Source organism: Roseateles sp. P2_H4 (assembly GCF_056403315.1).
Genome location: NZ_JBFUFR010000020.1, coordinates 68,894 through 95,187 on the forward strand (window position 1 = coordinate 68,894; position 26,294 = coordinate 95,187).

The following is a 26,294-nucleotide window of genomic DNA, read 5'->3' on the forward strand; positions in this document are numbered from 1 at the left end:
TCAGAGCGAATGCAGTTGCGGGTCCCACAGCTTCACGGCGCGCTCCAGCCAGCGCAGCTCGCGCGGCTGGTCATAACGCGCCAGCCGGTAGCGCCAGGCGGAGGCGGCGCGCAGGGCGGCCTTCTGCCAGGCCGGCGCGCGGATGTCGGTCAGCGTCGGGAAGCGGCAACCCAGCACGGTGCGGAAGTCGCGGATGCGCTGGCGCAGCGCGGGGTTCAGCCAGGGCGCGTCCTTGTGGCACCAGTAGTCCACCCATTCCTTCTGCGCCCAGGCATCGGCGCTGTCGGGGAAGGTGAAGCCCTTGGGCAGGGCCGGATCGCGCGGCGTCCAGCGGCCTTCTCCACTACCTCCGAGGCGGCGCGGCGGCAGCGGCGTGTGGATGTGCAGCATGATCTCCGCGCCCGGGTGCAGGCGCTTGACCTGGCGGATGAAATCGAAGGTCCTCTCCGTCTCGCCCTCGGGGTCCTGCGGCGGCGCCAGCATGAAGGACAGCTCGGGCACGATGCCGTTGGCGCGGCAGGTCTCGACGACGGCCAGCGTCTGGTCGGAGCGCGTGCCCTTGCGCATGTCGCGCAGCAGGCTGTCGTTGGGCGACTCGGCGCCGATATAGGCCATGCGCAGCCGGCTGCGGCGCACCAGGGCCCATGACGCCGCGGACAGGCCCTGCAACGCGTCGGCGCGGGCATAGCACCACCAGGGCATCTGCAGGCGGGCCAGCACTTCGAGCAGGGGCTGCATGTCGACTTCGCGGTCGAAGAAATTGTGGTCGTAGAACTGCACCGAGTCCGCACCGAAGCGCGTCTGCAGGCCGCGCAGGTCATGCTCCAGCCGCTGCGCTTCGGGCAGGGCCGTCTTGCCGCGGAACATGGCGGCCACGCCGCAGAAGCTGCAGCGGTAGCGGCAGCCCAGCGCCGCCTGATAGCCCGTCGTGCGGCGGCCGAGATAGGTCGGGCCGAGATAGCGCTGCGGGTCGTCGACCTCTTCGTAAGTGACGTCCATCTGCAGCGGCGCGGTCGAGAAGGCACGGTCGGCGTTGTGCACGACGACCCCGCCACCCTCGCGGCGCCAGGACAGGCCACCCACTTCGTCCAGCGGCTTGCCTTCGGTCAACGCATCCAGCAGCTCCATGAAGCCCTGCTCGCCCTGGCCGCGCAGCGCGTAGTCCACGCAGTCGCTGTTCAGGGCCGCATCGGTACAAAGCGTCGGGAAATAGCCGCCCCAGACGATGGGCAGCCCGGGCGCCACGGCGCGGATGGCACGCGACACAGCCAGCGCCGCCGGCAGTTGCGGCCCGCCCATGACGGACAGGCCGACGGCCGCGTAGCCGCCCTCGCGCACGGCCGCTGCTGCCGTCTCGGGCAGATGGCGGTCCAGGTTGCCATCGAGGATGCGAGCTTCGTAGCGGCCCTTCAGCGCTGCGGCCAGATGCATCACGGCCAGCGGGAAGCGCGCATTGGACGTGATGCGAGGGTTGATCAGCAGCACGCGCTTCATGCGAGGGCCTCTTCGGTCATCAGTTCAAGCCCGGGCTCCGCGACAAGTAGATGCGGGGCAATGGCCTTGGCACGACCATCCACCCGCACCGGCAGCAGGCCGAGCAATTCGCCCAGATCAGGGTCGGCATACAGCGGCCGCCCCCCCACGACGACGAGGCGCAGGTCGGTCCGCGTCGCGCGGGACAGCGGCAGGCCGGGTGGCAGCGCAATCAGGTCGGCGCGCAGGCCGGGCTCCAGCCGCCCGCGGTCGTGCAAACCCAGCAACCGAGCGGCATCCTCCGTGACCCACGCTTCCAGGCCCTCCTCGCTCCAGCCGGTCAGCTCGCGCACCAGCGCCAGCTCGGCCAACAGGTCGCGGCCACCGCTGATGCGTGAGTCGCTGCCCAATGCCAGGCGGCCTTGGGCACGCAGCCATTCGGGGTCCAGCGTGCGGCCGAAGAGATGCAGATTGGAGCCGGGGCACCAGACGACGCCGGCGCCGGCATCGACGGCGCGCCGCTGCTGCGCCGTGCTCAAGCCCAGGCCGTGGATGAGCAGGGTTCCCGGGGCAACGCAGCCCAGCGCCTCGAGGCGATCAAACTCCAGCGCCGCCGCGGTGTCGACGCCTTCGGCCGCGTGGATGATCCACAGCCGGCCGGTCGGGCTCGCCCGGCGCGAGTCACGCACCGCCGCTTCACCATCCAGCGCGAGCGAGTGCGACCAGCCGCCAGGCTCGGGCACGTCGACCGGGAAGCCGGGCGCGTCCAGCACGGCGTCGCGCGGGTCGTGGTGCAGCACCGTCGTGACGCCGCTCAGCAGGTTCTTCAGCCCACCGGCCAGCAGGCGTTGCGCGCGCGGCTGGGCCCGGTGCGCGACAAGCTCGGGCGCTGTCGAAAGCCGCGGTGTGATGTCGGTGATCCACTCGCTGGCGTTGCGATAGCCGGCGCGGAACTTCAGCCGCGGCAGGGCGCCGTTGAGATGCAGATGGTCGTGGGCGTTGATGAGGCCGGGCAGCAGGCGGGCACCCTTGAGGTTCACGCGCAAGCCGCCGCATGCGCCAGCGATGCGATCACCCTCCGTGCTCAGGCTCAGGCCATCCGCCGCATTGAAGAAGTGAAAGCTCATGGCTTCACCAAGCTCAGCGCGAGGACGACGGCCAGGCCGTTCCAGCGCGCGTAAAAATCCTCGGAACCGGTGAAGGCTTCCGTCAGCTCGCATCCGACGCGCACCTCGCGCTGTGCCTCCAGCACCAGACCGGCGCGCCAGGCTGCGGCGAGGTGGGCATCGGGATCGTGCAGGGCATGCAGCAGCTCGTGGCGCTGGCCACTGGCGTCGGTGAAGCTGCGCGTCATGCCGGCGCGCGCGGCGTCGGGGTGGAAGTCGGAATAGACCAGGGCCCCGCCCGGCGCCAGCACGCGCGCCACCTCGGTCATCCAGGCATCGAGGCTGGGCGCATGGCCGACGGCGAGGCCACTGATGACGAGGTCGAAACTCGCCGGCGCAAAGGGCAGGCGCGACATGTCGGCCCTGACGCGATGGGCCAGCGGCGCGCGCGCCAGCATGCCGGCGGACAGGTCGCTGCCGACGACGAAGCGCGCACCCTGCTGCTGCAACAGCAGGCCATAGCGCCCGCTGCCGCAAGCCAGATCCAGCACGCGCTTTCCCGCCATGCCGGGGCAAAGTGCCAGCAGCGCCGCCTGCTCGGCGCGCATCAACGGGTTGTGCGGCAGCGGCGGGTAGGCCTCGGCCCAGAGGTCGTAGGCCGCTTCGTTGGCCAGCTTGGTCATGAGGCAAACCATTTGGAGCACACGCAATGCGCGCATTCGGGACGACGGCCCGCGCTGACGAGGGCGCGCAGGCGGCGCTGGGCGGGCGAGTTCAGCGCCGCCACCAAGCCGGGCTCGCCCAGGCGGCCGGTGCCGGCGATGAAGAAGCAGGGGCGCACGCCGCCGTCCGCTTCGATGACGGCCGAATGTTCGGGCGCGTTGCAGCGGACTGGCGGCGGGTCACCCAGGCCGAGGCGCGCGCGGTAGTGGGCTTCGATGCGGCGCAGCTTGGCCGGCGACTCGGCGATGAAGCCGGTTGCAAAGTCATCCGCCGCCAGCGCACCGAGGCTGCGGGCCAGCACCGGCAGGTCCTCTGGCTGCAGCGCGACGCCGTCGGCAACCTCGCCGTGCCGGCCAAAGGCCTCGGCATGGCTGACGTCGGCGGCGAGAAAGGAGATGTGGGCCACGCCGAGCCGGTGCGCGAGCGCGACGAGCTCTGCCAGTTCGCCGGCATTGCGGCGCTGCACCGTCACGCGCAGCCCGACCTCCATGCCCTGGCGCACCGCGGCGCGGATGCCGGCGCAGACGATCTCGAAAGCGTCCAGCCCACGGATGGCCGCATAACTCGCCGCCGTGCTGCCGTCCAACGACACGGCCACCTGCTCGAACAGCCGCGCGACCTCTTGTGCATGTTTGGCCAGCGCCAGCCCCGCCGTCAGCAGCCAGAGCTTGTGGCCCTGGCCGCGCAGCAGGGCCGCGATCTCGGCCCATTGCGGATGCAGCAGCGGCTCGCCGCCGGAGACCAGCACGGTCTGGGTGCCGAGTTCGCGCAGGCCCGGCAGCAGGCGCTCCACCGTCTCGATGTCGATGTCCCGCCGCCCGTGGCGCCAGTAGTCGCAGCTGACACAGCGCGAGTTGCAGCGCTCCGTCAGGTAGAGCGTCGCCAGCGGCAGGCGCGTGATGGCCGGCGCCAGCGCGATCGGCGGGTCGATGACGCTAGAACAGTCCATGCAGCTCGACAAAACTCTGCCGCCGGTTGTCGATGGCGTTCTGCGGGATGCCGCCGAATTTGCGATAGCCGGCGCGCAACTGCATGAAGGCAATGGGCGTGTACTCGTAGACCAGGCTGTAGCGCACCTTGTTGTCGTGTGCCACGCGGCGGTCGGGGTCGAGGTATTCGCCGGTGAGCTTGAGGTTGTGGCCCTGCTGCACCAGCCAATTGGCCTCCAGCAGCGTCGCGTATTGCTTGCGCTTGCCTTCGGGGTAACCGGCGTCGCTGACCATGTCGATCTCGGCCAGCCAAGCCACCGGCCCCGTCGTCGTGCCGGCGAAGAGACCATAGGCCTGGCGATCACCCGCCGTCGACTTGACCTGGGCGGCCGCGGCGCCCACGCGGCCCCAGGGCTGCATCCAGATGGCCTGCGCCGTCGTCTGGTGGCCCGTCGTGCCGCCCTTGTTGCCAGGGCCGTTGCTGCGCACCAGCTGGACGGACCACTCGTCGCCCTCGTGGCCCAGCTCCAGGCCCTTGTCGGGCACCGTCATGCTGACGCCGCTCAACTGGCGCACGAAGGCGAGGCTGTCCTGCAGCCGCCAGCCGAAGGGCAGGTAGAACTGGCCAGCCTTGGCATACCAGCCCAGGCCCGGCGTCGACAGGCGCACATAGGCCTCCTGGCGCTCGGACTTGCCGGGTGCGACCTGCTGGTCGAGGTAGGCGCCGAGGTAGTCCTTGATGAGCTGCACATCGGCATACAGCCTTGTCTGCTCGGTACCGCCGACGCTGCGCGTGGGCTGGCCCGAGACCGAAGTGCGCGTCGTCGCCGTGCGCAGGTCGCCGCCCAGGCGCAGGCGATCGTCGAAGAGCGAGCCGTTCCAGCCCTGCAGGGCCTCGGGCAAGGCATTGGCCGGGATGACGTTCTGCGCAAAGGTGTTGCCCACCGCATTGCGCAGGCCGCCACCGCTGGGGTTCACATGGCAAGCCACGCACTTCAACCCGGCACGGATGGCGAGATAGGGCTCGGCCTGCGCCAGCGACATCAGGGCCATCAAAGCCAGGCCGAGGAGGATTCGCACGGCCTTCATTTCAGAGCTCCGTTGTCGATCCACTGGCGGATCAGGTTGATGGTCTGGGCGTCCAGATAAGGTCCGCCAAACGGCATGCGCGCACCGACGGACTGGTGGCCTTCGAGCTTGTGGATCAGATAGCTGTTGGCCGCATCGCCCGGCGCCACGCGCTTGAGCCCTGCGACCTCTGCGCTCGATACGCCGACCAGCATCGTGAAGCTGTTGGCCGCATCCAGCCTCAGGCCCTGCGGTGCCGCACCACCGGCATGGCAGGCCGTGCACACGGGTGTGAAGACATGGGACTGGATGGAGCTGAAAGTCGCCGTCATTGGCCCGCTGGGGTCATCGCCCTCGCCGAGCGGTCGACCGTTGGCATCCAGCCCTGCGCCGCTGCCACCGCCACAACCGGCGACCAGCGCGGCTGTGGTGCCCAGTGCAGCCCAAAGCAATCTCGACAATCTCATCAACCTCTCCTGCTACTCACTGCGCCGTGAGTGCCAGCCCGCCTCGGGCGGGTTCAAGAGAAGCTAGGGAGGGCCTGCCAATGCCATGGCAATGGGCCTTCCCGAAGGGCTGTGGCCAGAAAGGCCGCATGCTGTGTTGCAGATCCTCGCTGGGTMGRMACCCAGCTTGCGGTCTGCTGTYGTGCCTGCGGCCTTTCTGGCCACAACGCGACCCRTTGCCATGGCGTTGGCAGGCCCTAGAAAGCGACCGTCAGGCCGAGCACGAGCGCGCGGCGGCGTGTCGCATCGGTCCACGTGTAAGGCCCACCGCGGCCGGCCGCCGTCCATGCGAGTTGCAGATCGCTGCTGGCGCCCAGTTGCCAGGACGCGCCCAGGCGCAGATCCGCACGCGTCGCACCGCGCGGCTCGGCATAGGGCGAGACCTGCCCTCCCCAGCCATGTAGCAGGCCAACATGGCCTAACGCAGCGATACCTGGCACGAGCGGCCAGCGCAGGTTGAACTCGGTGTAGAGGCTGCGCTGGCCGACACCGTAGTAGTCGGGCGAGACATAGGCGCGCAGATTCCAGCGTTCGCCCAGCAGGCCGGCGTAGACCTCCTGGTAGTCGTACTTGGACACGTCCTCGTAGGCATGGGCGACGATGCCGGCCTCGCCGTCCAGACCCGGCGCCAGGCCGAAGACACGGCCACCGTAGAGCTGCAGCGTGGCACCTCGCCGCTGCGAAAAGCGGGCATGCGCCAGCTGCGCACCGCCATACCAGCCGGCCTCGCCGTCCCAGGCCAGCCCGAGCTGGGCGCTCGGACGGTTGGCGCTGTAGGACATGCCCCGCTCGCGCGCATCCGTCTGCAGCGACAGCGTGCCGCCGACATCGGCCCAGGCTCCGCCCGCGCAGGCCAGCAGCGTGGCGACCAGCGTCGTCAGTCGGGCCAGGTGCGCGGGCGGCATCAGTCGGGAGTTTGCTCCATCGCCTTGCAGCTGGGCCCGCGGGTGCCGGCATGGCGGGCCAGCGTTGCGCAGCTGTCGATGCGGCCCTGACCGGCCGTGACGAGGGCCGTCTTCAGGGCCAGCGTGCCACGCGTGCCGTCGAGCTCGCGCACCAGCGCGAGCAGGCCGGCCGCATGCGCGGCTGCGAAGGACGAACCCGACACCAGCGACCAGCCGCCGCCCACCGCCGTGCTGGGCACATCACGCCCCGGCGCAATGACTGCACCGGCCGGCAGCGGTTGCGCGAGGCCGACGACGAGCACGCCCGGGTGGTTGGCCGGGAAGGGTCCGTTCTCGCCCGGCATGGCCGCGACGATGGTGGCGCCACGCGCCTGGGCCTGGTCGATCAGCAGGGCCAGCAGGCGGTCATCGGGCCCGCCCAGGCTCATGTTGATGATGTGGGCCCCCTGCTGGATGGCCGCGTACAAGGCCTTGGCCAGGCCCAGGCTGGTGCACAGGGTCTGGGTGCCTGCCGCCTGCCAGCAGGCGCGCAGCGCCAGCAGCCGGGCCTGCGGTGCGATGCCGGCGATGCCCAGGCCGTTGTCGGCGCGGGCCGCGATGATGCCGGCGACCGCCGTGCCATGACCCTCGGCCGGCGGCGCCTTGTCGTCGACGAAGTTCTGGTTGACGTCCAGCTGGCCGATGAGGTCGGGATGGCTGGCTTCCACGCCGCTGTCGACGACGGCCACGCGCACGCCGCGGCCGGTGGCCAACTGGTGCAGTTCGGCCAGATGCCATTGGCGCGCGGCCGGCTGGGCGGGATAGAGCGGCTCCTGCTGGCTGCCCTGGGCGCGGTAGAGGCTGACGGGCTGAGCCCAGGCGACACGCCTGTCTTCGGCCACGGCCTCGGCGACCTTGGCCGGCGAGCGCGTGTCGCCTTCGGGCAGGCGCATGACGAAGCAGTCCACCCCGGCCAGTGGCATGGCCCATTCGCTGCGCATTTCCAGCTTGTGGGCCTGGGCCAGGGCCTGGGCAACCTGCTGGCGCGATTGCCGCCCCACACCCTCGCCATAGGTGCCGGCATAGCTGCCGTCGGGCCGGTAATGGGCCTTGGGCAGCTGCAGCATGACGAGGACCTGGCGCTGGGCCTCTTCGGCCTGGGCGTGCGCCGGACTGCCAAGGCAGCTCAGCAACAGCGCGAACAGGCTGAGCCAGAGTTTCATCGCGTCGGCCCCGGTTGCAGCGGTTCTGCCAATTGCACGATGGGCGCCGTGCGCAGGGCCGCCAGACCCCGGGCATCGACGCGCAGCAGCCAGGCGCCGGTCTCGGTCGGCCCGGCAACCACGCCGGCACCTTGGGCCTGCAGCAACTGGCGCACCGCCTTCTCGGTGGTGCCCGGCTTGAACATGACCAGGGCGTCGGCCACGACCGGCGCCGTGCCGGCGGCAGACAAGCCCTGATAGGCCGCCGGGTCATCCTGGCGCGGTGTCAGCACCAGCACCAGCAGCAGCGCGACGGCAGCCCCCTGCAAACCCAGCACCCAGGGCATCCAACGCACCGCGCGGGCGGGTTTCGCGGGTTTCGGCTGGGCCGCTTGCATCAGCGCATGCATCTTCGCGAGGCCCGCGTCCACGTCGCCGCCCTGCGCCGGGGCGCCCGCCACGCTCAGCAGCGTCTGCATGGGCTGCTCGGCCGCCAGCTCGTTGCGGCAGCCCTGGCAGTGCAGCAGATGGCGCTGCACCTGGCCCGTTTCGTCCTCGCCGAGCTGGCCACGCGCATACCAGGGCAGCAGGGCCTGCATGGCAGCGTGCTCGTCATGTTCCATGGGGATCACCACACTCATCATTGTTCTCCTTGCTCCAGCCCCGCCAGGTCATCCAGCAGGAGCCGCAGCCGGCGCCGGGCATAAAACATCCGCGTCTTCACGGTTTCGGCGGGGCAGCCGACGACGTCGGCAATCTCGGCATAGGCCATGTCATGGAAATAGCAGAGTTCGACGACGGCGCGGTGCTCCGGCGACAGCTCCGCCATGGCGCTCCGCAGCCGGCCGCGCAACTGCGCCAGGCCCAGGCGCTGCTCCGGCCCGGGCCCGGGGTCGGCTGGCTCGTCCACGGCGTCGCCATCGACCGGCAGGTCCTGGCGGCTCAGCGCCTTCAGCGCCTTGCGGTAGGCGATGCCGAAAATCCAGGTCGACAGCTTGCTGCGCCCGTCGAAGCTGTCCGAGCGCTGCCAGACCACCATCAGGGTGTCGTTCAGCACCTCCTCGATGGCCTCGGGCTGGCGCATCAGATGCGACAGGAAACGCCACAGCCGGGGGTGATAAATCCGGTAGAGGGCGTCGAATTCCGCCCGCTGGCCGCGCCTGATGCCCTCCAGCAGGGCCAGCTCCAACGCCTCGGCGGCCGGGCCACGAACCGAGCTCGCAGGCGTCGTCGGCGCGTCATCGCGCTTTTTCCTGATGCTGGGCCACTTCAACATGCTCGCCTGCGGGGTTCCATTGCCCATGAGTCCCGGCGGAGTGCCCGGAGGTTCAAAAGCGATGGTAGCGAGCCCCCTCTACCCAGGGGATTCCGTCACGAAAAGTAGGCCAGTGTCATCTCGCGCAGCCAGCGGGATTCGGCAAAACCCTTGGTGTCATAGAGCTTTTTCAGGCGCGGCGTGGGCACCGCCACCCGGCAGGCGGCCAGCGTGAAGTTCTGCTCCCCCTTGCCTTCCTTCCAGGCCGACTGCCAGACCGTGGCCAGCGTGACGGCGCCGTCGGCCATGCGGTTCAGCGTGCGCGCGCCCAGCGCCGACCACATCGCCGCCGCCTGGCCACGGCCGTGCACGCGCTCGAAGACCTCCAGGATCTCCTGGGGTGGCAGCTCCGTGATGGTGCGGTGCATCAGCTGCACGATGGCGTCGGCCGCCGCCATGGCGCCCTTGAACAGCGGCCGGGCCGGCGCGTCGGTCACGCGCTGCTTGACGCCGGCCACCACTTCCTCGGCGGCCTGGTCCAGCATGTCGTCCTCGTAGACGGCATGCACCTTGTCGTCGTCCGGGTCGTCCGACTGGCCGTGGTGAAGGTGGGAGAGGTGCAAGGGCTGGCAGGCATCGCCGATGTAGTGGGCCAGCACGCCGGCGGCGCAGACATAGGCATCCAGCTGCCTGGCGGCCGCGGCCTGCACCATGACCTTGTAGAGCTCGGCGACGCGAAAGGGCAGCGCGCCGCGGTACTGGGGTTTGCGGTCGGGATCGATGCTGCTGTAGAACTGGTCCCAGACCTGGGGGTCGCGCGTGGCCGGGGCCTGCTGCCAGAGCTGCATCAGCGTCTTGCCGGCGAAGGGGCCGCTGCCGGCCTCGTCCATGTCGGCGAAGTGATTGGCCTTGTCCTTGCCGCGGGTGCGGCGCCAGACCAGGTCGGGCACATCGGCCAGCGCGATGAACTGGCTCGTCTGCGTGGCACCCGGCAGATTGCCGGCGACGATGTCCTCGTCGCTGACACCGATGGCCGCCGCGTTGGCCTTGAAGACGGCCTTGGCCTTGTTCGTCTGCAGTGCGAAGCAGGCCGCGAAGCCGACGTTGTAGTGGCCGACCTTGCCCCAGTAGCGGCTCTGGCCCGTGCGCCAGTCCTGCACCAGCTCGACGTTCAGCGCCTTGCACAGCGAGCTGAATCCGCTGGCCAGTGCGAACTCGGTGGCGCGGCTGGAATTCAGCGCGCCAAAACCGTGGCCACCCCATTGGACGGCCAATGGCCGGAACTGCGTGGGCGGCGGCAGGTCCTTGTCCTTGGCCGTGCGGTCGGCCATCTCGTCCCAGAACCAGGTGACACCCGAGTCGCCCGGCCGCGACTGCACGGTATCGCGGGGGCGGCGCGGGCCGATCAGGAATTCAGACAGCGAATCCACCCCGCCCATGCTGGCATGGCGGTAGAACAGGCCGTGCACGCGGCCCTCGGTGCGGATGCCACCCGGCAGCACCGTGAACAGCGGGCAACCGATGAGGTTGAGGCTCATCTTGTCGGAGCTGAGGTCGATGACCGGGCCGAAGCTGCCGACGCCGAGGTACTGGGAGTTCGTCGCCCCGACGCTGTCGAGCTTGACCAGGGCGGCGTCCAGCGTCAGGCGTGCATCGCGGCCGGCGAAACCGGGATAGATGTCGGCCAGCGGCAGCGCATCGACGCCATGCGCCGTGATGTGGCCGATACCGACCTTCTTGCCGCGCGGCAGCGCGAACACCGGCGCGCCGGGCTCGGTGCCCGAGGTCACGTGGCGGCTGACCAGGGCGAAGGCACAGGCGCCGTCCTCGACGATGGCCGAGGCGACGCCCATGCGGGTGGCGCCCTGGTCGGCCACATGGACCTGAAAGTTGGGGCCGAACTTGTCGGCCGCATAGAGGGCCGTGTCGGCCGGCGGCAGGTTGGTCACGCGCGGCTTCACCAGCACGGGGCAGGTGCGCACCTGGCGGCCGTCGGGCAGGTAGAGCACCGGCGGCACCGCCAGCTCGGGATGGCGGGACAGCTTGCTGCGGTCCAGCCATTCGCTGACGAAGACGAGGATGCAGGGCCAGGACCAGGGCCGGAAATCGCTGTTGTCCAGCGTGCGGGCGCCGAGTTCCTTGCCGGTCTGCTCGGCATGCTCGTCGGCGTAGTTGGGGTCGTCCAGCCGGATGCGGTAGCGCCCGATGGCGGTACCGATGACGGTGGGCAGGTTGGCGATGTGGACGTGGTACTGGTCGCGCGCCTCCAGCAGGTCGCGCACGCTGAGGGTGCGGGGGTCGGCGCGGCGGATGAAACGGTCCATGAAATCTCCGGATGCAACGGCAGGACGCTATCAAGCCCCAGAACACATCGCTTCATCAAGCCTGAGTAAGCGCTATCGTTGCGCCATGAGCGAAGCCGGCGCCCTGCCCCTGGACACCCAGACCTCGGTCTGGGCCGGTGGCGCCGCCGATGCCGAGCCCCAATTGCAATGCGGCGGCGGCGCCGTGGGCACGGCCCGCGAATGGCGCGTCAGTGGCGACTGGACGGTGCTGGCGCTGCGCGAACGCTACGAGGAGTTCCGCCAGCGCGTGGCCACCGCCGTGAAAGAGACGCCCGACGCGCTGTGGGACCTGCGCGAGCTGGGACGGCTGGACACGGCGGGCGCGCTGACGCTTTGGCAGGGCTGGGGCCGCAAGCCGCCACGGCGGCTGCTGTGGCTGCCCGAGCATGTGACGCTGTTCTCGCAGTTCATGCAGCCCGGCGCCCTGCCCAGACGCAAGCGCAGCCTCGGCCCCGGCATCGCGCTGGCCAACCTCAGGCTGATGGCCTTTGCCCGCCATGCGGTCGACCTGGTCACCCTCGTCGGCCGCCTGCTGCTGGACTTCGTGCAGATGCTGCGCCACCCCTCGCTGATCGGCTGGCGCGAGATCTCGGCCAATGTCTATCGCACCGGGGCCCAGGCGCTGCCGATCACGGCCCTGGTGGGCTTTCTCGTCGGGCTGACGCTGTCCTATCTGATCTCGCGGCAGCTGAAGGCCTATGGCGCCGACATCTTCGTCATCAACATCCTCGGCCTGGCCGTGCTGCGCGAGCTGGGGCCGCTGCTGGCGGCCATCATCGTGGCGGGCCGCTCGGGCTCGGCGATGACGGCCCAGATCGGCGTCATGCGCGTCACGCAGGAACTGGACGCGCTGTCGGTGATGGGCATCTCGCACACGGTGCGCCTGGTGGCCCCCAAGGTCATCGCGCTGGCCATCTCGCTGCCGCTGGTGGCCGTGTGGACGAGCGCCCTGATGCTGCTCGGCGGCATGGCGGCGGCCAGTGCCCAGCTCAAACTGGACCCGATGCAGTTCGTGCACACCCTGCCCAGCGTCGTCGAGCCGGTGAACCTGTGGCTGGGCTGGGTCAAGTCCATCCTCTTCGGCGGCCTCATCGCGCTCTTGGCCTGCCATTTCGGCCTGCGCGTGAAGCCCAATACCGAGAGCCTGGGCCAGAGCGTCACGCAGTCGGTCGTCACGGCCATCACGCTGGTCATCGTCGTCGATGCGATCTTCGCGGTGCTGTTTTCAAACATGGGAGTTTGAGTGGCCGACACCGAACCCATCATCGAAGTCGACAACGTGACGACGGCCTATGGCGGCCATGTCATCCACCGCAACCTCAGCCTGACCGTGCACCGCGGCGAAGTCGTCGCGCTGATCGGCGGCTCGGGCTCGGGCAAGACGACGCTGCTGCGCCTGCTGCTGGGCCTGGAGGTGCCACGGGCCGGCACCGTGAAGATCTTCGGCCATCCGCTGGGCCGCTGCGCGGTGCGCGACCTGGAGCGGGTGCGCTACCGCTGGGGCGTGCTGTTCCAGGCCGGCGCGCTGTTCTCGGCGCTGAGCGTCTACGACAACGTCGCGCTGCCGCTGCGCGAGCTCAAGAGCGTGCCCGCCGACCTCGTCACACCCCTCGTCATGCTCAAGCTGGCCCAGGTCGGCCTCAAGCCCGAGGACGCGCTGAAGCGCCCGTCGGAGCTGTCGGGCGGCATGGTCAAGCGCGTGTCGCTGGCGCGGGCCCTCATCCTCGACCCGCAGTTGCTCTTCCTGGACGAACCCACCGCCGGCCTGGACCCCGACAGCGCCAAGCAGTTCGTCAAGCTGCTGCGGCGCCTGCGCCAGGAGCTGGGCCTGACCGTCGTCATGGTCACGCACGACGTGGACACGCTGTTCGCCGTCGTCGACCGCGTCGCCGTGCTGGCCGACCAGCACATCATCGCCAGCGGCCCGCTGTCCGAAGTCGCCCGCCTGCCGCATTCCTTCGTGCGCAACTTCTTCCTCGGCCATGTCGAGCGCTGCGCCGAAGAGGACGTGAGGCGCTTCCGCCTCAGCCTGGACGACACCAGCGACGATGGCGGCGTGCCCGCCGTGCTGCGAGAAGAAGCCAACGTCTAGAGACCATGGAAAACAAAGCCCACGCCCTGGCCGCCGGCCTCTTTCTGCTGCTGCTCGGCCTCGCGCTGGCCGCCAGCGTCGCCTGGTTCCAGGGCGACCGCACGGAGCGTGTGCGCTACACCGTCGTCGCCCGCAGCGGCGTGCCGGGGCTGAATCTGAAGGCGCCCGTCAAGCTGCGCGGCGTGGAGGTCGGCTATGTCGAAACGATAGGCTTCGACCCCGCCGACCCGCGCCAGATCCTCGTCGGCATCGCCGTCGACGCGGCCGCCCCGGTGTCCAAGCAGACCTATGCCCAGCTCGGCCTGCAGGGTGTCACCGGCCTGTCCTTCGTCGGCCTGGAGGAAGCCGACACCCAGGCCGCGCTGCAACGCGCAACGCCGGGTGCGCGCCTGCCGCTGCGGCCCACGCTGCTGGACCGCCTGGCCGAAAGCGGCCCTGGCCTTATTGCCGGTTTTGCCGAGACGGCCACGCGCCTGAACGCCCTGCTCAGCGAAGACAACCGCGCCCAGCTCGGCAAGACCCTCGCCGGGCTGCAGCAGGCCGCCGATGACACCAGCAGGCTGATGGCTGCGCTGCAGCCGAGCGCCCGCGAGCTGCCGGCGCTGCTGAAGGACTCGGACGCCACCGCCAGACGCGCCCAGGCCGCGCTGACCCGCATCGAGGCGCTCGCCGTCGACGGCCAGTTGCTGGCCCAGTACCTCAAGACACGCGCCAAGGCGCTGGACGAGCTGCAGGCGGCCGCCGTGCAGGTGCAGGCCACCAGCCGCAACCTCGAACTCGCCCTGGTGGGCGAGACCTCGCCGCGCACCCGCCCCGTGCTGGCCGACGTCTCGGCCGCCAGCCGCAGCATCGAACGCGCCGCCGACGCCCTCGGCGAGCAGCCGCAGAGCCTGATCTTCGGCCGCGGCGCTCAGCCGCCCGGGCCGGGTGAGGCCGGCTTTGCGGAACGTCTGAAGAAATGAAAACAACCTTCGTCCTGCTCACCGCCGCCCTCGCGCTGAGTGCCTGCTCGCTGACACCGACGGCCTCGCCCAAGGCCGTCTACGACCTCGGCCCCGCGCCCACGACCACGGCGGCCGGCGGCGCGCTGGCCTGGCGCATTGCCGACGTGACCGCACCGCCGCAGCTGGCCGGTGAAGGCATCGCCTACCGCCTCGCCTTCCAGCAGGCCCAGCGCCTGGAGCATTACCGCGACAGCCTGTGGGCCGCGCCGCCGGCCGCGCTGCTGACGCAGAGGCTGCGCGAGCAACTGGCCGGCGCACCGGGCTGCAGCGGCAAGCCCGCCGCGCTGTTGACCGTCAACCTCGACGAGTTCGAGCAGGTCTTCAGCAGCCCCACCAGCAGCCAGGTCGTGCTGCGCCTGCATGCCACGCTGTGGCCGGCCGGCACGGCCAGCACGCCGCTGCAGCAGCACTGGCGCCTCGAGCGCGCAGCGGCCTCGCCCGATGCGCCCGGCGCCGTGCGCGGCCTGGCCCAGGCCGTGGACGACTGGCTGCCGCAATTGGCGGCCTGGCTAGCAGCGTCGGCATGCCGCTGAGACCGGACCGAGGACAGCGCCTGCGCGCTGTCCGACGCCTGACGAAGGCCTGCCGGCATGCAAGCCGGCTGGCATGAATCCGAGCGGCGGCGGCGCGCGTAGCTAGGCCATGAGTCAACTCGGTCAGCTGCTGCGCGTCGGCCTGCAACGCGCCCGCCAGGAGGCCAGCTCGCGCTGGAGTGCCGAACGCCTGCAACGCCACCAGCAGCAGGGCCTCGCCGCACTGCGCCGCCTGGCCCGCGAGCGCTCGCCCTTCTATCGGCGCTTCCACTACGGGCTGGACGACGCGCCACTCGACGCCCTGCCCATCCTCGACAAGGCCACGTTGATGGCCGAGTTCGACCGCGTCGTGACCGACCCGGCCATCCGCCTGGCCGATGTCGAGGCCCACCTGGCCGCGCCCGACCCGGGCCGGCCCTATCTGGGCCGCTACACGGCGCTGTCGACGTCGGGCTCCACGGGCCTGCGCGGCGTCTTCCTGTTCGACGCCGACGAATGGCGTGCCAGCCTCGCGGCCATCATGCGGCCGCTGATGTGGTCGGGGGCACCGTCGCCACTGGCCAGGCCACGCACGGCGCTGATCGCCTCGGGTGCGGCTTGGCATTACTCGGCCCGCGTCGGCGCGTCACTCTCGACGCCGCTGCTGCGTGGCTTGAAGCTGGACGCCGGCCTGCCGCTGGCCGAACTCGTCGCGCGGCTGAACGACTGGCAGCCGGTGTCGATGGCCCTCTACCCGTCCATCCTGCGCCAGCTGGCCGACGAGCAGCTCGCCGGGCGGCTGCACATCCCGCTGCGCCACGTCGGCACCAGCGCCGAGCTGCTGCCCGAGGCGACGCGCGCGCGGGTAGCAGCCGCCTGGGGCATTCCCGTCTTCAACACCTATGGCGCGACCGAATACGCCCCCATCGCGACCGAGTGCCGCGAAGGCAGCCTGCACCTGCTGGAAGACCGCGCGATCTTCGAGATCGTCGACGCCGACGGCCGCGCCGTGCCGCCGGGCGAATCCGGCGCGCGCCTGCTCGTCACCGTGCTGGACCGCCACACCCAACCGCTGATCCGCTACGAGATCAGCGACGGCCTGCGCGAGCTGCCGGGCCGCTGCCGCTGCGGCCGTCCCTTCAGGCGCCTGGCGCGCGTCGAGGGCCGTGTCGAGGAGGCCCTGCATCTGCCGGCGGCCAACGGCGGCGCGGCCGTCGACATCCACCCCAACCTCGTGCACCAGTTGCTGGAGCAGGTGCCCGCCACCGGCTGGCAGCTGCGCCAGGAGTCGGCCGACGCGATCACCGTGCTGCTGACCGGCCAGCCCAGCGACCGCGATGCCAGCACGCTGCGGCACCGCCTGGCCGATCTGCTGCAAAGCCGCGGCGCCGCACCGCAGCGCCTGGACCTGCGCTGGGTGGCCGAACTGCCCCGTGGCGCCAGTGGCAAGGCGCCCCTCATCGTCGCCCTGCCCTCATGACGCGCCCGACGCGCCGCCGCTGGACCCGCCTCGCGCTGGCCGCCGTGCTGCTGCCCGGCTTCGCCTGGTCGGCGGCGACGGCGGCGCTGTGGTTCAAGCAGGAGAGCCTGCTCTTCCATGCCGAGCCGCTGCCCGCCGCAACGCGTCTGGCCGACGCGCCGGATGTGCACGAACGTTTTGTCGACGTGCCCGGCGCGCGGCTGTCGGTGCTGGAGCTGCGCCTGCCCGAGCCGCGCGGCGTCGTCTTCTTCCTGCACGGCAACGCGGGCAATCTGCAGAGCTGGTTCACCGACACCGACTTCTACCGCCGCGCCGGCTTCGATCTCGTCATGCCTGACTACCGCGGCTTCGGCAAGAGCACGGGCCGCATCGAGAGCGAAGCCCAGCTGCACGCCGACGTGATGGCCGTCTGGCGCGAGGTGGCGGCCCGCTATGCCGGCAAGCGCATCGTCATCTATGGCCGCTCGCTGGGCACCGGCTTGGCGGCGACGCTGGCGGCGACGGTGCAACCTGACCTGACGGTGCTGGTCTCGCCCTATGCCAGCATCGCCGGCCTGGCCAGTGAGCACTTCCCCTGGCTGCCACCGCAGGCCCTGCGCTACCCGCTGCGCACCGACCAGGCGGTGCAGCGCCTGCGCGGCCCGCTGATGCTGGTGCATGGCGACCGGGACGAAGTCATCCCGTTTGCGCAAAGCCTCAAGCTGCAGGCGCTGGCGCCGCAAGCTCGGCTCGTCCGCATCGCGGGCGGTGGGCACAACGACCTGCAGCAGTGGCCGGACTACCCGCAGCAGATGACGGCGGCACTCGCTGCGCTGGCCGCGCCGGCGCAACGCTGACACCTCCGGCCGCGAAGGCTGGACGGGGGGCGCTCATGACCAAAGGCAGAGGGGGCCTCCAAGCCCATCATCCCGGGCATGGAAGTTCTGCCAGGCCCGTGTCCCGCCGTGCGCACGCTCGTCGTCGCCCCGTCGGACAGTCCGGCCTGTGCCCTGGCCCAGCGCCTGATCGACGGCGCCGCGCTGAAGGTGCTGGATCAGGCCCATACGGCCACCGAGGCGCTGACGATGGCGCTGGCCATGCAACCCGAGCTGATGCTGCTGGACCCCGGCCTCAAACCCGTGGGCGCGGCCGAGCTGGCCGCCTCGCTGCACGACCCCGCACCCCAGATCGTCTGGCTCACGCTGGAAGTCGTGCGGCGCTGCCTGGCTGCCGATGACCCGCAGCGCGTCAACGCCGCGCTGCGCGGCCTGCCGCGGCGCCGGCTGGGCGTGGAGGTGCGCCATCTCATCGTGCTCGAGCACGGTCGCTTCACGACGCTGGACCTCGCCGACATCCGTTGGCTGGAGCTGCCCGACGCCCGCCACGCGACCGTGCTGCTGCACGGCTTTGGTGAACACCATGTACTGCATCGCCGTCTCGGCGGGCTGCTGGACGATCTGCCGCCCGGCGCCATGCTGCGCTGCCAGAACCGCGTTGCCGTGGCGCCGGCTCATGTGCTGGAAGTGCTGCTTCACGACAAGCGCCGCGCAACGCTGCTGCTGGACAACGGCACCCGGCTGGCCTGCGGTCCGCAGTTCCGGCCGGCGCTGGAAGCAGCGCTTCAGGCGCTGGACACACCGGGGGCGTCGGCCGACCAGCCGCCCACTCCCAGCCGCTGGAGCGCACCATGGCGTCTGGACGATCCGAGGGGCCCCGGCGACGGCTCTGCTTGATGACCGAGGGATGATTCACCTCCGCTGAGCTGCCCAGGCAGGCCCCGATGCGCTACCTTCGTGACAGAGCGCATGACGCGCCACGGGGTGAGACATGGACTTGGGCTTTGCGGAGCTTCCCGAATCCGCCGTCCGGCGCCGGCTGATGGCCGCCGCGCTGCTGGGCTTGGCCGCGCCTCGGTCCTATGCACTGGAGACCCTGGTCATCACCGCCGTCAACAAGACCGGCGCGAGCGCCGTGGCCGCACGGCTGCTGGCCGAGATCTACCGCCGCGCCGGCCTGGGCCTGCAGATCGACGTGCTGCCGCCGTCGCGCGCCAGCCTGGTGACCTTGAGCGAGAAGGCGGACGGCGAGCTGGTCCGCATCGCGAGCTATGGCCAGACCTACCCGCAATTGCTGCGCGTGGACCCGCCCTACTACCGGGTCAGCGTGCGCGCCTACTCCATGCCTTCGCGCGCCGCCAGCGTGCAGACGCGCGACGACCTGAAGCATTACTCGGTGGGCTCCATCCGCGGCATGGCCTACGCGCAGGAGCTGACCGAGAACCACCCGGCGCTGACCCTGACGCAGAACCCACCGCAACTGTTCCGCATGCTGACAGCCGGCCGGGTCGACCTGGCGATCTGCACGACGCTGTCGGCCCAATCGGCGATGACGAGCCTGAGCATCAAGGACCTGGACGCCTCACCCGATCTGGCCCGCTTCGATCTGCATCACTACCTGCATGTCCGCCGCAAGGACCTGGCACCGCGCCTGGCCGAGCTCATCCGCCGCCTGCGCGACAGCGGCGAGCTGGAGCAGCTGACCGCGCAGCACGAGGCGGCCGCTCTGCGCGAGCAGGCCTAGTCTCCTTCAGCCGCGGCGATGCACTCGATCTCGACGCGGGCGCCCAGCGCCAGGCCGTTGCAGCCCAGCGCGCTGCGTGCCGGCAACGGCGTGCTGCCGAAGAACTCGCGGTAGACCTCGTTGAAGGCCGGCCAGTCGGCCATGTCGGCCAGCATCACCGTGCAGCGCACCAGGTGCTGCAGGTCCAGCCCCTGGCCGCGCAGCACGCTGCGGATGTTCTCCAGCGTCTGCCGCGCCTCGGCGCGCAGGCCGCCTTCGACGAGCTTGAGCTGGCCGGGTACGTTGCCGAGCTGGCCGGACAGATAGAGCATGGAGCCGACGCGCACGCCTTCGGGAAAGGGCACGGTCGCAGGTACGACCTGACCGCTGTTGAATCGTTCGATCTTCATCGTGGGCTCATCCCCATGGCTTGTTCGAGGGCGGCGGGGTCATGGACCTGGCCGCCCTTGATGGTGCGGTAGACGCGGCGGATGTCGCCCATGTTGGTGAGCGGGTCGCCGTCGACGAGGATCATGTCGGCCAGCTTGCCCGGCGTGATCGTGCCGCGGTCTTTCTCGACGCCGAGCACGCGGGCGGGCGTGAGCGTCGCGATGCGCAGCACCTCGGCGTTGGCGATGCCGGCCTGGGCATAGAGCTCCAGTTCACGGTGCAGGCTGTAGCCGGAGAAGCCATCGCTGCCCGGCATGATGGTCACGCCGCCGTCGTGCAGGCGCTTGAGCATGCGCAGCAGGCCCGGCAGGGCCTGGGCGTAGACGGCTTCCTTGCCAGCCGGCACGGCGACGGCGCCGGACAGCTGGCGGCGCCTCACCACCGTCGGGAAACGCTGCACCACCGGCCGCAGCGCCGGCGCGGCGCGCGCCGGTTCGCCCGAGAACAGCCCTTCCAGCACCACCATGGTCGGGTCCAGCACGGTGTGGTGCTGGCGCAGGAAGGCGACGAAGTCATTGAAGCGACCGTCGTTGAAATCGAACTGTGCGAGGCGGTCGGCCAGCACCGTGTAGCGGTCGCGGCTGCGCGTGTCCTTCACGTCGGGGAAGAAGTTCAGCAGGATGAAGTTCAGGTGCTGGATCTCGTCGGCACCGGCCTCGACGAAGGCGCGCGCATGGGTGAAGGCAGGCACATGGCCGCTGACGCGCAGGCCGCGCTCGTGGGCGCGGTCGGCCACGGTGGCCACCAGGGCCGGGCTGAAGGACGAATAGATCTTGACCTGGGCATAGCCGTGGTCGGCATACCAGTCCACCGCGGCGCGCGCCTTCTCGGCCGTGTCGACCTTCACGTCGGTCGGTCCGGCCAGGGGGCCCATGCCTTCGATGATGCCGGCCAGCGTCACGCGCGGGCCCAGCTCGGTGCCGGCATCGAAGCGCTTCACGCGGGCCAGCATCGGCAGGTTGTCGTTGGCCATGTCGCGCGCACTCGTCACGCCGGCGATGAGGTCGAAGACGCCATCGACATTGCTGAAGTGCTGGTGCACATCCCACAGCCCCGGCATCAGCAAGCGGCCATTGGCGGCGATGACTTCGGCACCGGGTGGCACCTCGAGATCGGCATCGGGCTCGACGCGGACGATGCGCTCGCCGCGCACGAGCACGCTCATGCCGGGGCGCACGCTGAGGCTGGCGGGATCGAACAGCCTGGCGTTGCGGATCAGCAGCGCGCCCTGAGGTTTGTGAGTGTGCTGCTGCGCCAGGCCCGCATGCCAGGCCTGGTCGGCGGCCTGCTGGGCGCGCTGCAGTTCGGCCAGCGCCGGCAGCAGCGGGGCCTCCAGCACCTCGAACCAGTCGTCGATGACGCCCGCGGTATCACCCCGGTCGTCCAGCCAGACGGGCAGGGGCGTGAACTCGATGCCGCCGATGCGGTAGAGCGTCAGCTTGCGGCCGGCGGCGTCGACGTCGGCCCCACCCTCCAGCCAGGCTTCGCCGGCCGGCAGCAGCTTCAGCCGTCGCCCGGGGGCCTTCAGCAGCGCGCGGGCCAGCACGCCCATGAACTCGGGCGGCGGGTTGGCCGGCAGGTAGAAGCCGGCCGCGCGGGTTTCGCCCGTTTCGATGCGGTTCTTCCAGCGCGCCAGACCCGTGGCGTCGCGCTCGAAATGCTCGCTGAACTCGACCTTCCAGTAGTCGTTGCCCTTGGCGTCGTAGTGCGTCGGCAGGCCGCGCGCGTCGAGGCGCCAGCGCGCCTCGATGACGTCGCCGCGGCCGCGGTCGTTGAAGCGGTAGTTGGCAGCGGTGACACCGGGTTCGGGCGTCGTCAGCGTCTGCGTGCCGGCGGCGTTGCCGTGGATCTGCACCTGGTCTTCGCGCGCGCAGACGGCGCCGCTGAGCAAGGCCAGAGCAAGGATGAGCAGCTTCATTGCCAGGCCTCCTGCATCACGCGGCGGAAATTGCCGCCCAGGATTTTGGCTATGCGCGCCGCCGGGTGGCCGCGCGCCGCGAGCAACTCGGCCAGCTCGATGAACTGCGTCGGCCCGCAGAGGTCGGGCAGGAAGAGGCTGACGTCAGGCGTCTCGCCCGGTGCGCCTATGCCCATGCTGCGCCGCAGCTCGGTCTCGGCCGCGAGCATGGCGCGGTAGGCCGCCATGTCGTCGATGGCCGTGGTGCCGCCATCGGTGCCCAGGCCGACATGGTCTTCGCCGCAGACGTCCAGCGCGTGCTCCAGATGCATGACCAGGTCGGAGGCCAGCGGCTGGCCGGCCAGGCGCAGATAGGGCATGAAGTAGAGGCCGACGACGCCGCCCTTGTCGGCCAGCAGGCGCAGCTCGGCGTCGCTCTTGTTGCGCGGGTGGTCGGCCACGGCGCGGCAGCCGCTGTGCGTGATGGCCACGGGCCGGCGCGCCAGACGCAGCGTGTCCAGGCAGGTCTGCTCGCTGCTGTGGCTGAGGTCCACCAGCACGCTCTCGGCCTGCAGGCGCTCGACGACCTCGGCACCGAAGGCGCTCAGGCCGGTGTCGTCGGCCACCGTGGCGCCGCAGCCGACGGCGTTGCGGCCGTTGTAGGTGAGCTGGATGACGCGTACGCCGAGGTTGACGAACAGCGCGATCCGGTCGCTGCTGCGGCCCAGCATCTCGGTGTTCTGGAAGCCGTAGATGACGCCGATCTGGCCCGCGGCGCGCGCCGCGTCGATGTCGCTCGCGGTCAGCACTTTGCGCAGCGCCATGGGGCGGGCGCGGATGAAGGCGTCCCAGCCCGCGATATCGGCCACCGTCGCTTCGAAGGGCTCGGCACTGCCTGCCACATGGCCGAGCGTGATGTTGACGGCCGTGAGGCCCGCCGCGCGCGCGTCGCCCAGCGAGCGGTCGTCGACGCTCTGGCCGGTGCTGGTGTAGGCCATGGCGCTGCGGTCACCGGCGCTGGGCTGGATGCGGATGTTGGGGTTGTCGAGGACGCCCAGGGCGTTGATGACGAGATTCATGGGGTCTTGGTCCGCAACAGCGGCAATAGAAGAAGACAGCTCAAGCCGACCAGGGCATCCAGGCCCAGCGTCATGGCATAGCCCCAATGCTGGACCGCATAGCCCTGCCAGACCACGCTGTAGGTGATGGAGAGATTGGTCAGCGCCATGTAGGCGGCGAACTGCGTGGCGGCCACGGCCGGCTGGGTGATGCCGATGAAGAGGGCCACGCGCGCGCCGTAGATGAAGCCGAACAGCAACTGGTAGATGACGACGGCGGCCATGAAGGCGGTGACCAGGCTGGCCGATGCCGCCTGGCCGGGCGCCCAGCCCTGGCGCTGCAGCTCGAACATCAGGGCCAGGCCCGGCAGGCTGAGCACGCTGACGTAGACAGCCATCGCACGGCGCAGGTTGACGCGGTCCGACAGCCAGCCGCCGACGATGCAGGTGACGGCGGTGGCCGCCTGCGAGGCCGTGGCGAGCCAGCCGATCTGACCGTTGCTGAGGCCGAGGTCGACCGCCAGATTGGATTGCAGCCCGCGCGCCAAAGCCATGGCCGAGATGGGCAGGACGGCGAACAGCAGGCCGGCCACGGCCAGGCGCGAACCGAGCAGGGCCTGCAGGGCCTGGCGCAGGAAAGCGAGCACCTCGCTGCCCGCTGCGGCCACGCCGGCCGAAGCGGGCTCATCGGCAGCGGCCGGCGTCGCCTCGCGCATGGGCAGCACGACGACGCCCATGACGGTCGCGATGATCAGCGCCAGCACGACGATGCAGAGGTTGAAGCCGATGCTGCCGATCAACAGCAATGCGCCGCCGCCGCCCACCAGCACGCCCAGGGACTGGCCGCCGAACATCATGCCGCTGGCGAAGGCACGCTCGTCTTCGCGCAGCGTCGTCACCGCGAGCGCGTCGACGGCCACGTCCTGCACCGCGCCGAACAGGTTGTGCACGACGAGCAGGGCCGTGAAGAGACCGAGCTGGGTGGTCAGGTCCAAGCTGGCCAGCGGCAGCAGCGTCAGCACCATCATTCCCTGCGCGCCGAGGATCCAGCCGCGGCGCGGCCCCAGGCGCCTGGAGGCGATCAGGTCGATGAAGGGGCCGTAGACCCATTTGAAGGCCCAGGGCAGCAGCACCAGGCCGAGGAAGCCGCCGATTTCGGCCGTGCCCACGCCCTGGCGGCGCAGTTGGGTCGCAACGGTCGTCATCGCAAAGCCGATGGGCAGGCCTTCGGTCAGGTACATCAGGAAGAACGCCGCAATACGCCCCTTGGGGGACGCCAGCAGATTCGGCAGTCGCATCGCCTCAACCTTCTTCGCGTGGTCGCCGAACGATTCTAGAATATTGTTCTAATGAAGATGCCCCGAGGTTCCACCAGCCGTCTTGAAGCGGTCCTGGCGCTCGCTTCGCCCGGTGAGCGCGGCGCCAGCCGGCGCGCGGTGCTGGCGCACGCCCTGCCCTGCTTCAATGCCCGCGGCATCGAGGCCGCCACCATCGAGGACCTGCGCCGGCGCAGTGGCCAGAGCGTGGGCACGATCTACCACCACTTCCGCAACAAGGAGGGCGTGGCCGCCGCCCTCTTCTTCGCCGGTTTCGACGACCAGAGCCGCGCCATCGCGGCGCGCACCGAAGCTGCGCCCGACGCACATGCCGTCGTGGCCGAACTGGTGGTCGCCTATGTCGACTGGGTGACGGCCCTGCCCGAACTGGCGGCCTTTCTCTTCATGGCGCGCGAGACCGTGGCGCAGGGGCCGTATGGCGCCGAGCTGGTGGCGCGCCTGGAAGCGCGCTATGCGCCCATCGACGCGCGCCTGGCCGAGGGCGTGCGCGCCGGCCTCATCACCGAGCTGCCGGCCGATCTGATCCCAGCCCTGGTGCTTGGCGGTGCCGAGTCCTACTGCCGCGGCTGGCTGGCCGGGCGCCGCGCGGCCAGGCCGACGACCTATGCCGGGCTGCTGGCCGAGGCGGCCTGGCGGGGCATTGCGGCCTAGGAGCCCGCCGCCGCCGGCGCGTCTTCCGCCACGGGCAGGCCCTGCTTGCGCACCTCGTCGTCAATGCGGCGCCTTTGCTTGCGCGCGGCCTCCAGGTCGCGCCGGGCGGCGTCCTCGTTGCCCAGCCGGCGTTGCGCCAGGGCGCGGCCGTAGAGGGCCATGGGCAGGGGCTTGATCTCGATGGCCGCATCGAAGGCCTTGAGGGCGCGCGACGCGTCGTCCAGGCGCAGATAGGCCCAGCCCAGGCTCGCGCGGGCCGACACGGCGCCGCCGTCCAGGCTCACGGACTCCTTGCAATCGTCCAGGGCCAGTTTCAGGTCCAGGGCCAGGCGCACGCGCAGCCAGCAGCGGTTGTTGAGCACGCGGGCCATGCTGGTGTCCGAGCGATGGCTGGGCATCCACAGCTCCCACTGGCGCAGGGCTTCGGGCACGAGCTCCAGGCTGGCGTAGACGTCGCCCATGCCGGCACGCAGATGCGAAGACGGTGGCAGCGCGGCGTCCAGGGCCCTCAAGTCGGCCAGCGCGCCGTCGCGCTCGCCCTTGGACACGCGCAACGATGCGCGCAGGGCCAGGGCCTCGTCCAGCGCAGGGTGCAGGCGCAGGGCTTCGTCGAGGTCGGCCTGGGCCTTGGCGAACTGGCGCATGGAGAGATGCACCCGCGCCCGCGCCAGGAAGTGAGCCTCGACAAGGGGTTCGAGTTCGCAGGCGCGGTTCAGGTCCTCCAGCGCGCGCTCGTACTCACCGCGGGCCGCCGAGGCCTCGCCGCGCCGCGCAAGGGCGACCGCGTCGTCGGCCGAGATCTCATCAGGCCGCGCCGCATAGCGCGCGTCGTACTGGCCGGACGTGGTGCGTGCAAACACCGCGCCGCCGTTCCAGGTCGCGTAGAGCTTGCGCTGCAGGCGCGACACATAGATGCGATGCGACAGGAAATAGTCCAGGCCCAGCAGCATGTCCTGGTCGGCCCCGCTGGCCTCATCGATGACGAACTGGCTGTTGTGGATCTTCTCGCCGCCGAACTCGAAGGTCTCGATCGGCCCGGTCCACGCCTTTGCCTTGCCCGAGCCGGCGCCGCCGACTCGGCCGATTTCCGTGAGGTCGGACTCCTTCACGCCGGCATTCTTGGCCGTGCGCAGCTTCAGCGAGGTGCGCGGCGCGCCGGTGTCCAGCAGCGCCCTCACCTCCCGGTCGTTGACCCGGGCGGTCACCTGGATGGCTGTGTCATTGCCACGCACGCCCCCCTCCAGCGGCAGCACGATGATGGGCGCCTCGCCGGCCCAATAGGCAAAGTTGGTCTTGTCGCAATCGCCCTTGGGGAACATCAGCCTCACGACGCCGTGGGCCAGGTCATATTCAGCGTCGGCCATGGACAGGAAATTGCGCCCCAGGACGCCCTGGATGCCCGAACCCAGCTCGTTGCCGCCGACGATGAACTCGACGTTGTTGAGTGTGGTGCCCTGGAAAATCACCTTTTCCACGCGCGTCGCCCGCGCTTCGACGGCGCCGGTATAGCCCCAGATGCGCAGGCCGGCGGGCAGGCTCCTCAGCCGCAGATTGAGCTGGGCCGCCACCGACGGCGTCAGGAAGCTGTAGAAGGCGCCACTGTCGATCAGCATGGGCACTTCGGTGCCGTTCAGGTTCAGCGTGCCGATCGGGCGATGGTTGACGATGCGGACCGGGATCTCCAGCTTGCTGAGCTTGCAATCACCCCAAGCCGGCGCGGCGGTCAAGGCCGCAGCCAACAGCGCTCATGCAGCGCGCACTCGGTTCATCTTCATCTGCTCCCC

25 protein-coding genes are annotated in these 26,294 nt (G+C 70.4%); 9 read left to right on the forward strand and 16 right to left on the reverse strand.

Translation table 11 applies throughout. The annotated features are described in order from the left end of the window. From AC1DW3_RS16285 to AC1DW3_RS16335, 11 genes are all read right to left on the reverse strand, one after another. Entirely contained in the window at positions 1-1,494 is a 1,494-nt protein-coding gene (locus AC1DW3_RS16285; RefSeq protein ID WP_477932720.1) for a B12-binding domain-containing radical SAM protein, read from the reverse strand. Continuing rightward, complete coding sequence (locus tag AC1DW3_RS16290; protein ID WP_477932722.1) at positions 1,491-2,600, reverse strand: amidohydrolase family protein; 1,110 nt, start codon at positions 2,598-2,600, stop codon at positions 1,491-1,493. Before AC1DW3_RS16290 ends, AC1DW3_RS16285 begins: the two co-directional genes overlap by 4 nt. Then, positions 2,597-3,262, reverse strand: coding sequence for a class I SAM-dependent methyltransferase (locus AC1DW3_RS16295; protein WP_477932724.1), 666 nt, complete (start codon positions 3,260-3,262; stop codon positions 2,597-2,599). The genes AC1DW3_RS16290 and AC1DW3_RS16295 overlap by 4 nt, the downstream gene beginning before the upstream one ends. Beyond that, positions 3,259-4,251 carry a radical SAM protein gene (locus AC1DW3_RS16300; protein WP_477932726.1) on the reverse strand — a complete coding sequence of 331 codons (993 nt, stop codon included), beginning with the start codon at positions 4,249-4,251 and terminating at the stop codon, positions 3,259-3,261. Before AC1DW3_RS16300 ends, AC1DW3_RS16295 begins: the two co-directional genes overlap by 4 nt. Further along, positions 4,238-5,320, reverse strand: coding sequence for a hypothetical protein (locus tag AC1DW3_RS16305; protein ID WP_477932728.1), 1,083 nt, complete (start codon positions 5,318-5,320; stop codon positions 4,238-4,240). Before AC1DW3_RS16305 ends, AC1DW3_RS16300 begins: the two co-directional genes overlap by 14 nt. Then, positions 5,317-5,766, reverse strand: coding sequence for a hypothetical protein (locus AC1DW3_RS16310; RefSeq protein WP_477932730.1), 450 nt, complete (start codon positions 5,764-5,766; stop codon positions 5,317-5,319). The genes AC1DW3_RS16305 and AC1DW3_RS16310 overlap by 4 nt, the downstream gene beginning before the upstream one ends. 236 nt (positions 5,767-6,002) lie before the next feature. Beyond that, positions 6,003-6,710 (reverse strand): TorF family putative porin, encoded by a 708-nt coding sequence (locus tag AC1DW3_RS16315; RefSeq protein WP_477932732.1) that lies wholly within the window; start codon positions 6,708-6,710, stop codon positions 6,003-6,005. Then, positions 6,710-7,912, reverse strand: coding sequence for a S8 family peptidase (locus AC1DW3_RS16320; protein ID WP_477932734.1), 1,203 nt, complete (start codon positions 7,910-7,912; stop codon positions 6,710-6,712). Before AC1DW3_RS16320 ends, AC1DW3_RS16315 begins: the two co-directional genes overlap by 1 nt. After that, on the reverse strand, positions 7,909-8,532 hold the full coding sequence (locus AC1DW3_RS16325) for a zf-HC2 domain-containing protein (RefSeq protein ID WP_477932736.1): 624 nt from the start codon (positions 8,530-8,532) through the stop codon (positions 7,909-7,911). The genes AC1DW3_RS16320 and AC1DW3_RS16325 overlap by 4 nt, the downstream gene beginning before the upstream one ends. Then, positions 8,532-9,167 (reverse strand): RNA polymerase sigma factor, encoded by a 636-nt coding sequence (locus AC1DW3_RS16330; protein ID WP_477932737.1) that lies wholly within the window; start codon positions 9,165-9,167, stop codon positions 8,532-8,534. Before AC1DW3_RS16330 ends, AC1DW3_RS16325 begins: the two co-directional genes overlap by 1 nt. Positions 9,168-9,262: 95 nt before the next feature. Next, entirely contained in the window at positions 9,263-11,470 is a 2,208-nt protein-coding gene (locus AC1DW3_RS16335) for a phospholipase C/P1 nuclease family protein (protein ID WP_477932739.1), read from the reverse strand. Between the two features lie 85 nt (positions 11,471-11,555). Between AC1DW3_RS16335 and AC1DW3_RS16340 the strand changes: the two genes are divergently transcribed. The 8 genes from AC1DW3_RS16340 (at position 11,556) to AC1DW3_RS16375 (ending at position 19,138) form a co-directional block, all read left to right on the forward strand. After that, the gene (locus AC1DW3_RS16340) at positions 11,556-12,734 is read left to right on the forward strand and encodes an MlaE family ABC transporter permease (protein ID WP_477932741.1); all 1,179 of its coding nucleotides are present in this window, start codon (positions 11,556-11,558) and stop codon (positions 12,732-12,734) included. Continuing rightward, the gene (locus AC1DW3_RS16345) at positions 12,735-13,583 is read left to right on the forward strand and encodes an ABC transporter ATP-binding protein (RefSeq protein ID WP_477932743.1); all 849 of its coding nucleotides are present in this window, start codon (positions 12,735-12,737) and stop codon (positions 13,581-13,583) included. Between the two features lie 5 nt (positions 13,584-13,588). Further along, positions 13,589-14,545: an MlaD family protein gene (locus AC1DW3_RS16350; protein ID WP_477932745.1), complete on the forward strand. Its 957-nt coding sequence runs from the start codon at positions 13,589-13,591 to the stop codon at positions 14,543-14,545. Further along, on the forward strand, positions 14,542-15,120 hold the full coding sequence (locus AC1DW3_RS16355; RefSeq protein WP_477932747.1) for an ABC-type transport auxiliary lipoprotein family protein: 579 nt from the start codon (positions 14,542-14,544) through the stop codon (positions 15,118-15,120). Before AC1DW3_RS16350 ends, AC1DW3_RS16355 begins: the two co-directional genes overlap by 4 nt. 109 nt (positions 15,121-15,229) lie before the next feature. Then, a complete protein-coding gene (locus tag AC1DW3_RS16360) occupies positions 15,230-16,579 on the forward strand; it encodes a phenylacetate--CoA ligase family protein (protein WP_477932749.1) in 1,350 nt (449 codons plus the stop codon). After that, positions 16,576-17,415: an alpha/beta hydrolase gene (locus AC1DW3_RS16365; RefSeq protein WP_477932751.1), complete on the forward strand. Its 840-nt coding sequence runs from the start codon at positions 16,576-16,578 to the stop codon at positions 17,413-17,415. The genes AC1DW3_RS16360 and AC1DW3_RS16365 overlap by 4 nt, the downstream gene beginning before the upstream one ends. Positions 17,416-17,493: 78 nt before the next feature. After that, the gene (locus AC1DW3_RS16370; protein ID WP_477932753.1) at positions 17,494-18,291 is read left to right on the forward strand and encodes a LytTR family transcriptional regulator DNA-binding domain-containing protein; all 798 of its coding nucleotides are present in this window, start codon (positions 17,494-17,496) and stop codon (positions 18,289-18,291) included. A 94-nt stretch (positions 18,292-18,385) separates the two neighbouring features. Further along, entirely contained in the window at positions 18,386-19,138 is a 753-nt protein-coding gene (locus AC1DW3_RS16375; protein ID WP_477932755.1) for a substrate-binding periplasmic protein, read from the forward strand. On the opposite strand, the gene AC1DW3_RS16380 is transcribed toward AC1DW3_RS16375, so the two are convergent. Genes AC1DW3_RS16380 through AC1DW3_RS16395 form a run of 4 tightly spaced genes read right to left on the reverse strand, consistent with a single transcriptional unit; the run spans position 19,135 to position 23,820 of the window. Beyond that, positions 19,135-19,527: a RidA family protein gene (locus AC1DW3_RS16380; RefSeq protein WP_477932757.1), complete on the reverse strand. Its 393-nt coding sequence runs from the start codon at positions 19,525-19,527 to the stop codon at positions 19,135-19,137. The genes AC1DW3_RS16375 and AC1DW3_RS16380 overlap by 4 nt on opposite strands. Continuing rightward, positions 19,524-21,485, reverse strand: a complete 1,962-nt coding sequence (locus AC1DW3_RS16385) for an amidohydrolase family protein (protein WP_477932759.1) — start codon at positions 21,483-21,485, stop codon at positions 19,524-19,526. The genes AC1DW3_RS16380 and AC1DW3_RS16385 overlap by 4 nt, the downstream gene beginning before the upstream one ends. Then, complete coding sequence (locus AC1DW3_RS16390) at positions 21,482-22,543, reverse strand: dipeptidase (protein ID WP_477932761.1); 1,062 nt, start codon at positions 22,541-22,543, stop codon at positions 21,482-21,484. Before AC1DW3_RS16390 ends, AC1DW3_RS16385 begins: the two co-directional genes overlap by 4 nt. Continuing rightward, a complete protein-coding gene (locus AC1DW3_RS16395) occupies positions 22,540-23,820 on the reverse strand; it encodes an MFS transporter (RefSeq protein WP_477932763.1) in 1,281 nt (426 codons plus the stop codon). The genes AC1DW3_RS16390 and AC1DW3_RS16395 overlap by 4 nt, the downstream gene beginning before the upstream one ends. Before the next feature lie 51 nt (positions 23,821-23,871). Here AC1DW3_RS16395 and AC1DW3_RS16400 point away from each other — a divergent pair, with 51 nt between their 5' ends. Beyond that, entirely contained in the window at positions 23,872-24,510 is a 639-nt protein-coding gene (locus AC1DW3_RS16400) for a TetR/AcrR family transcriptional regulator (RefSeq protein WP_477932765.1), read from the forward strand. Here AC1DW3_RS16400 and AC1DW3_RS16405 read toward each other — a convergent pair. Continuing rightward, on the reverse strand, positions 24,507-26,249 hold the full coding sequence (locus AC1DW3_RS16405; RefSeq protein WP_477932767.1) for an aspartyl protease family protein: 1,743 nt from the start codon (positions 26,247-26,249) through the stop codon (positions 24,507-24,509). The two genes, AC1DW3_RS16400 and AC1DW3_RS16405, sit on opposite strands and share 4 nt — an antisense overlap. Positions 26,250-26,294 lie beyond the last annotated feature (45 nt).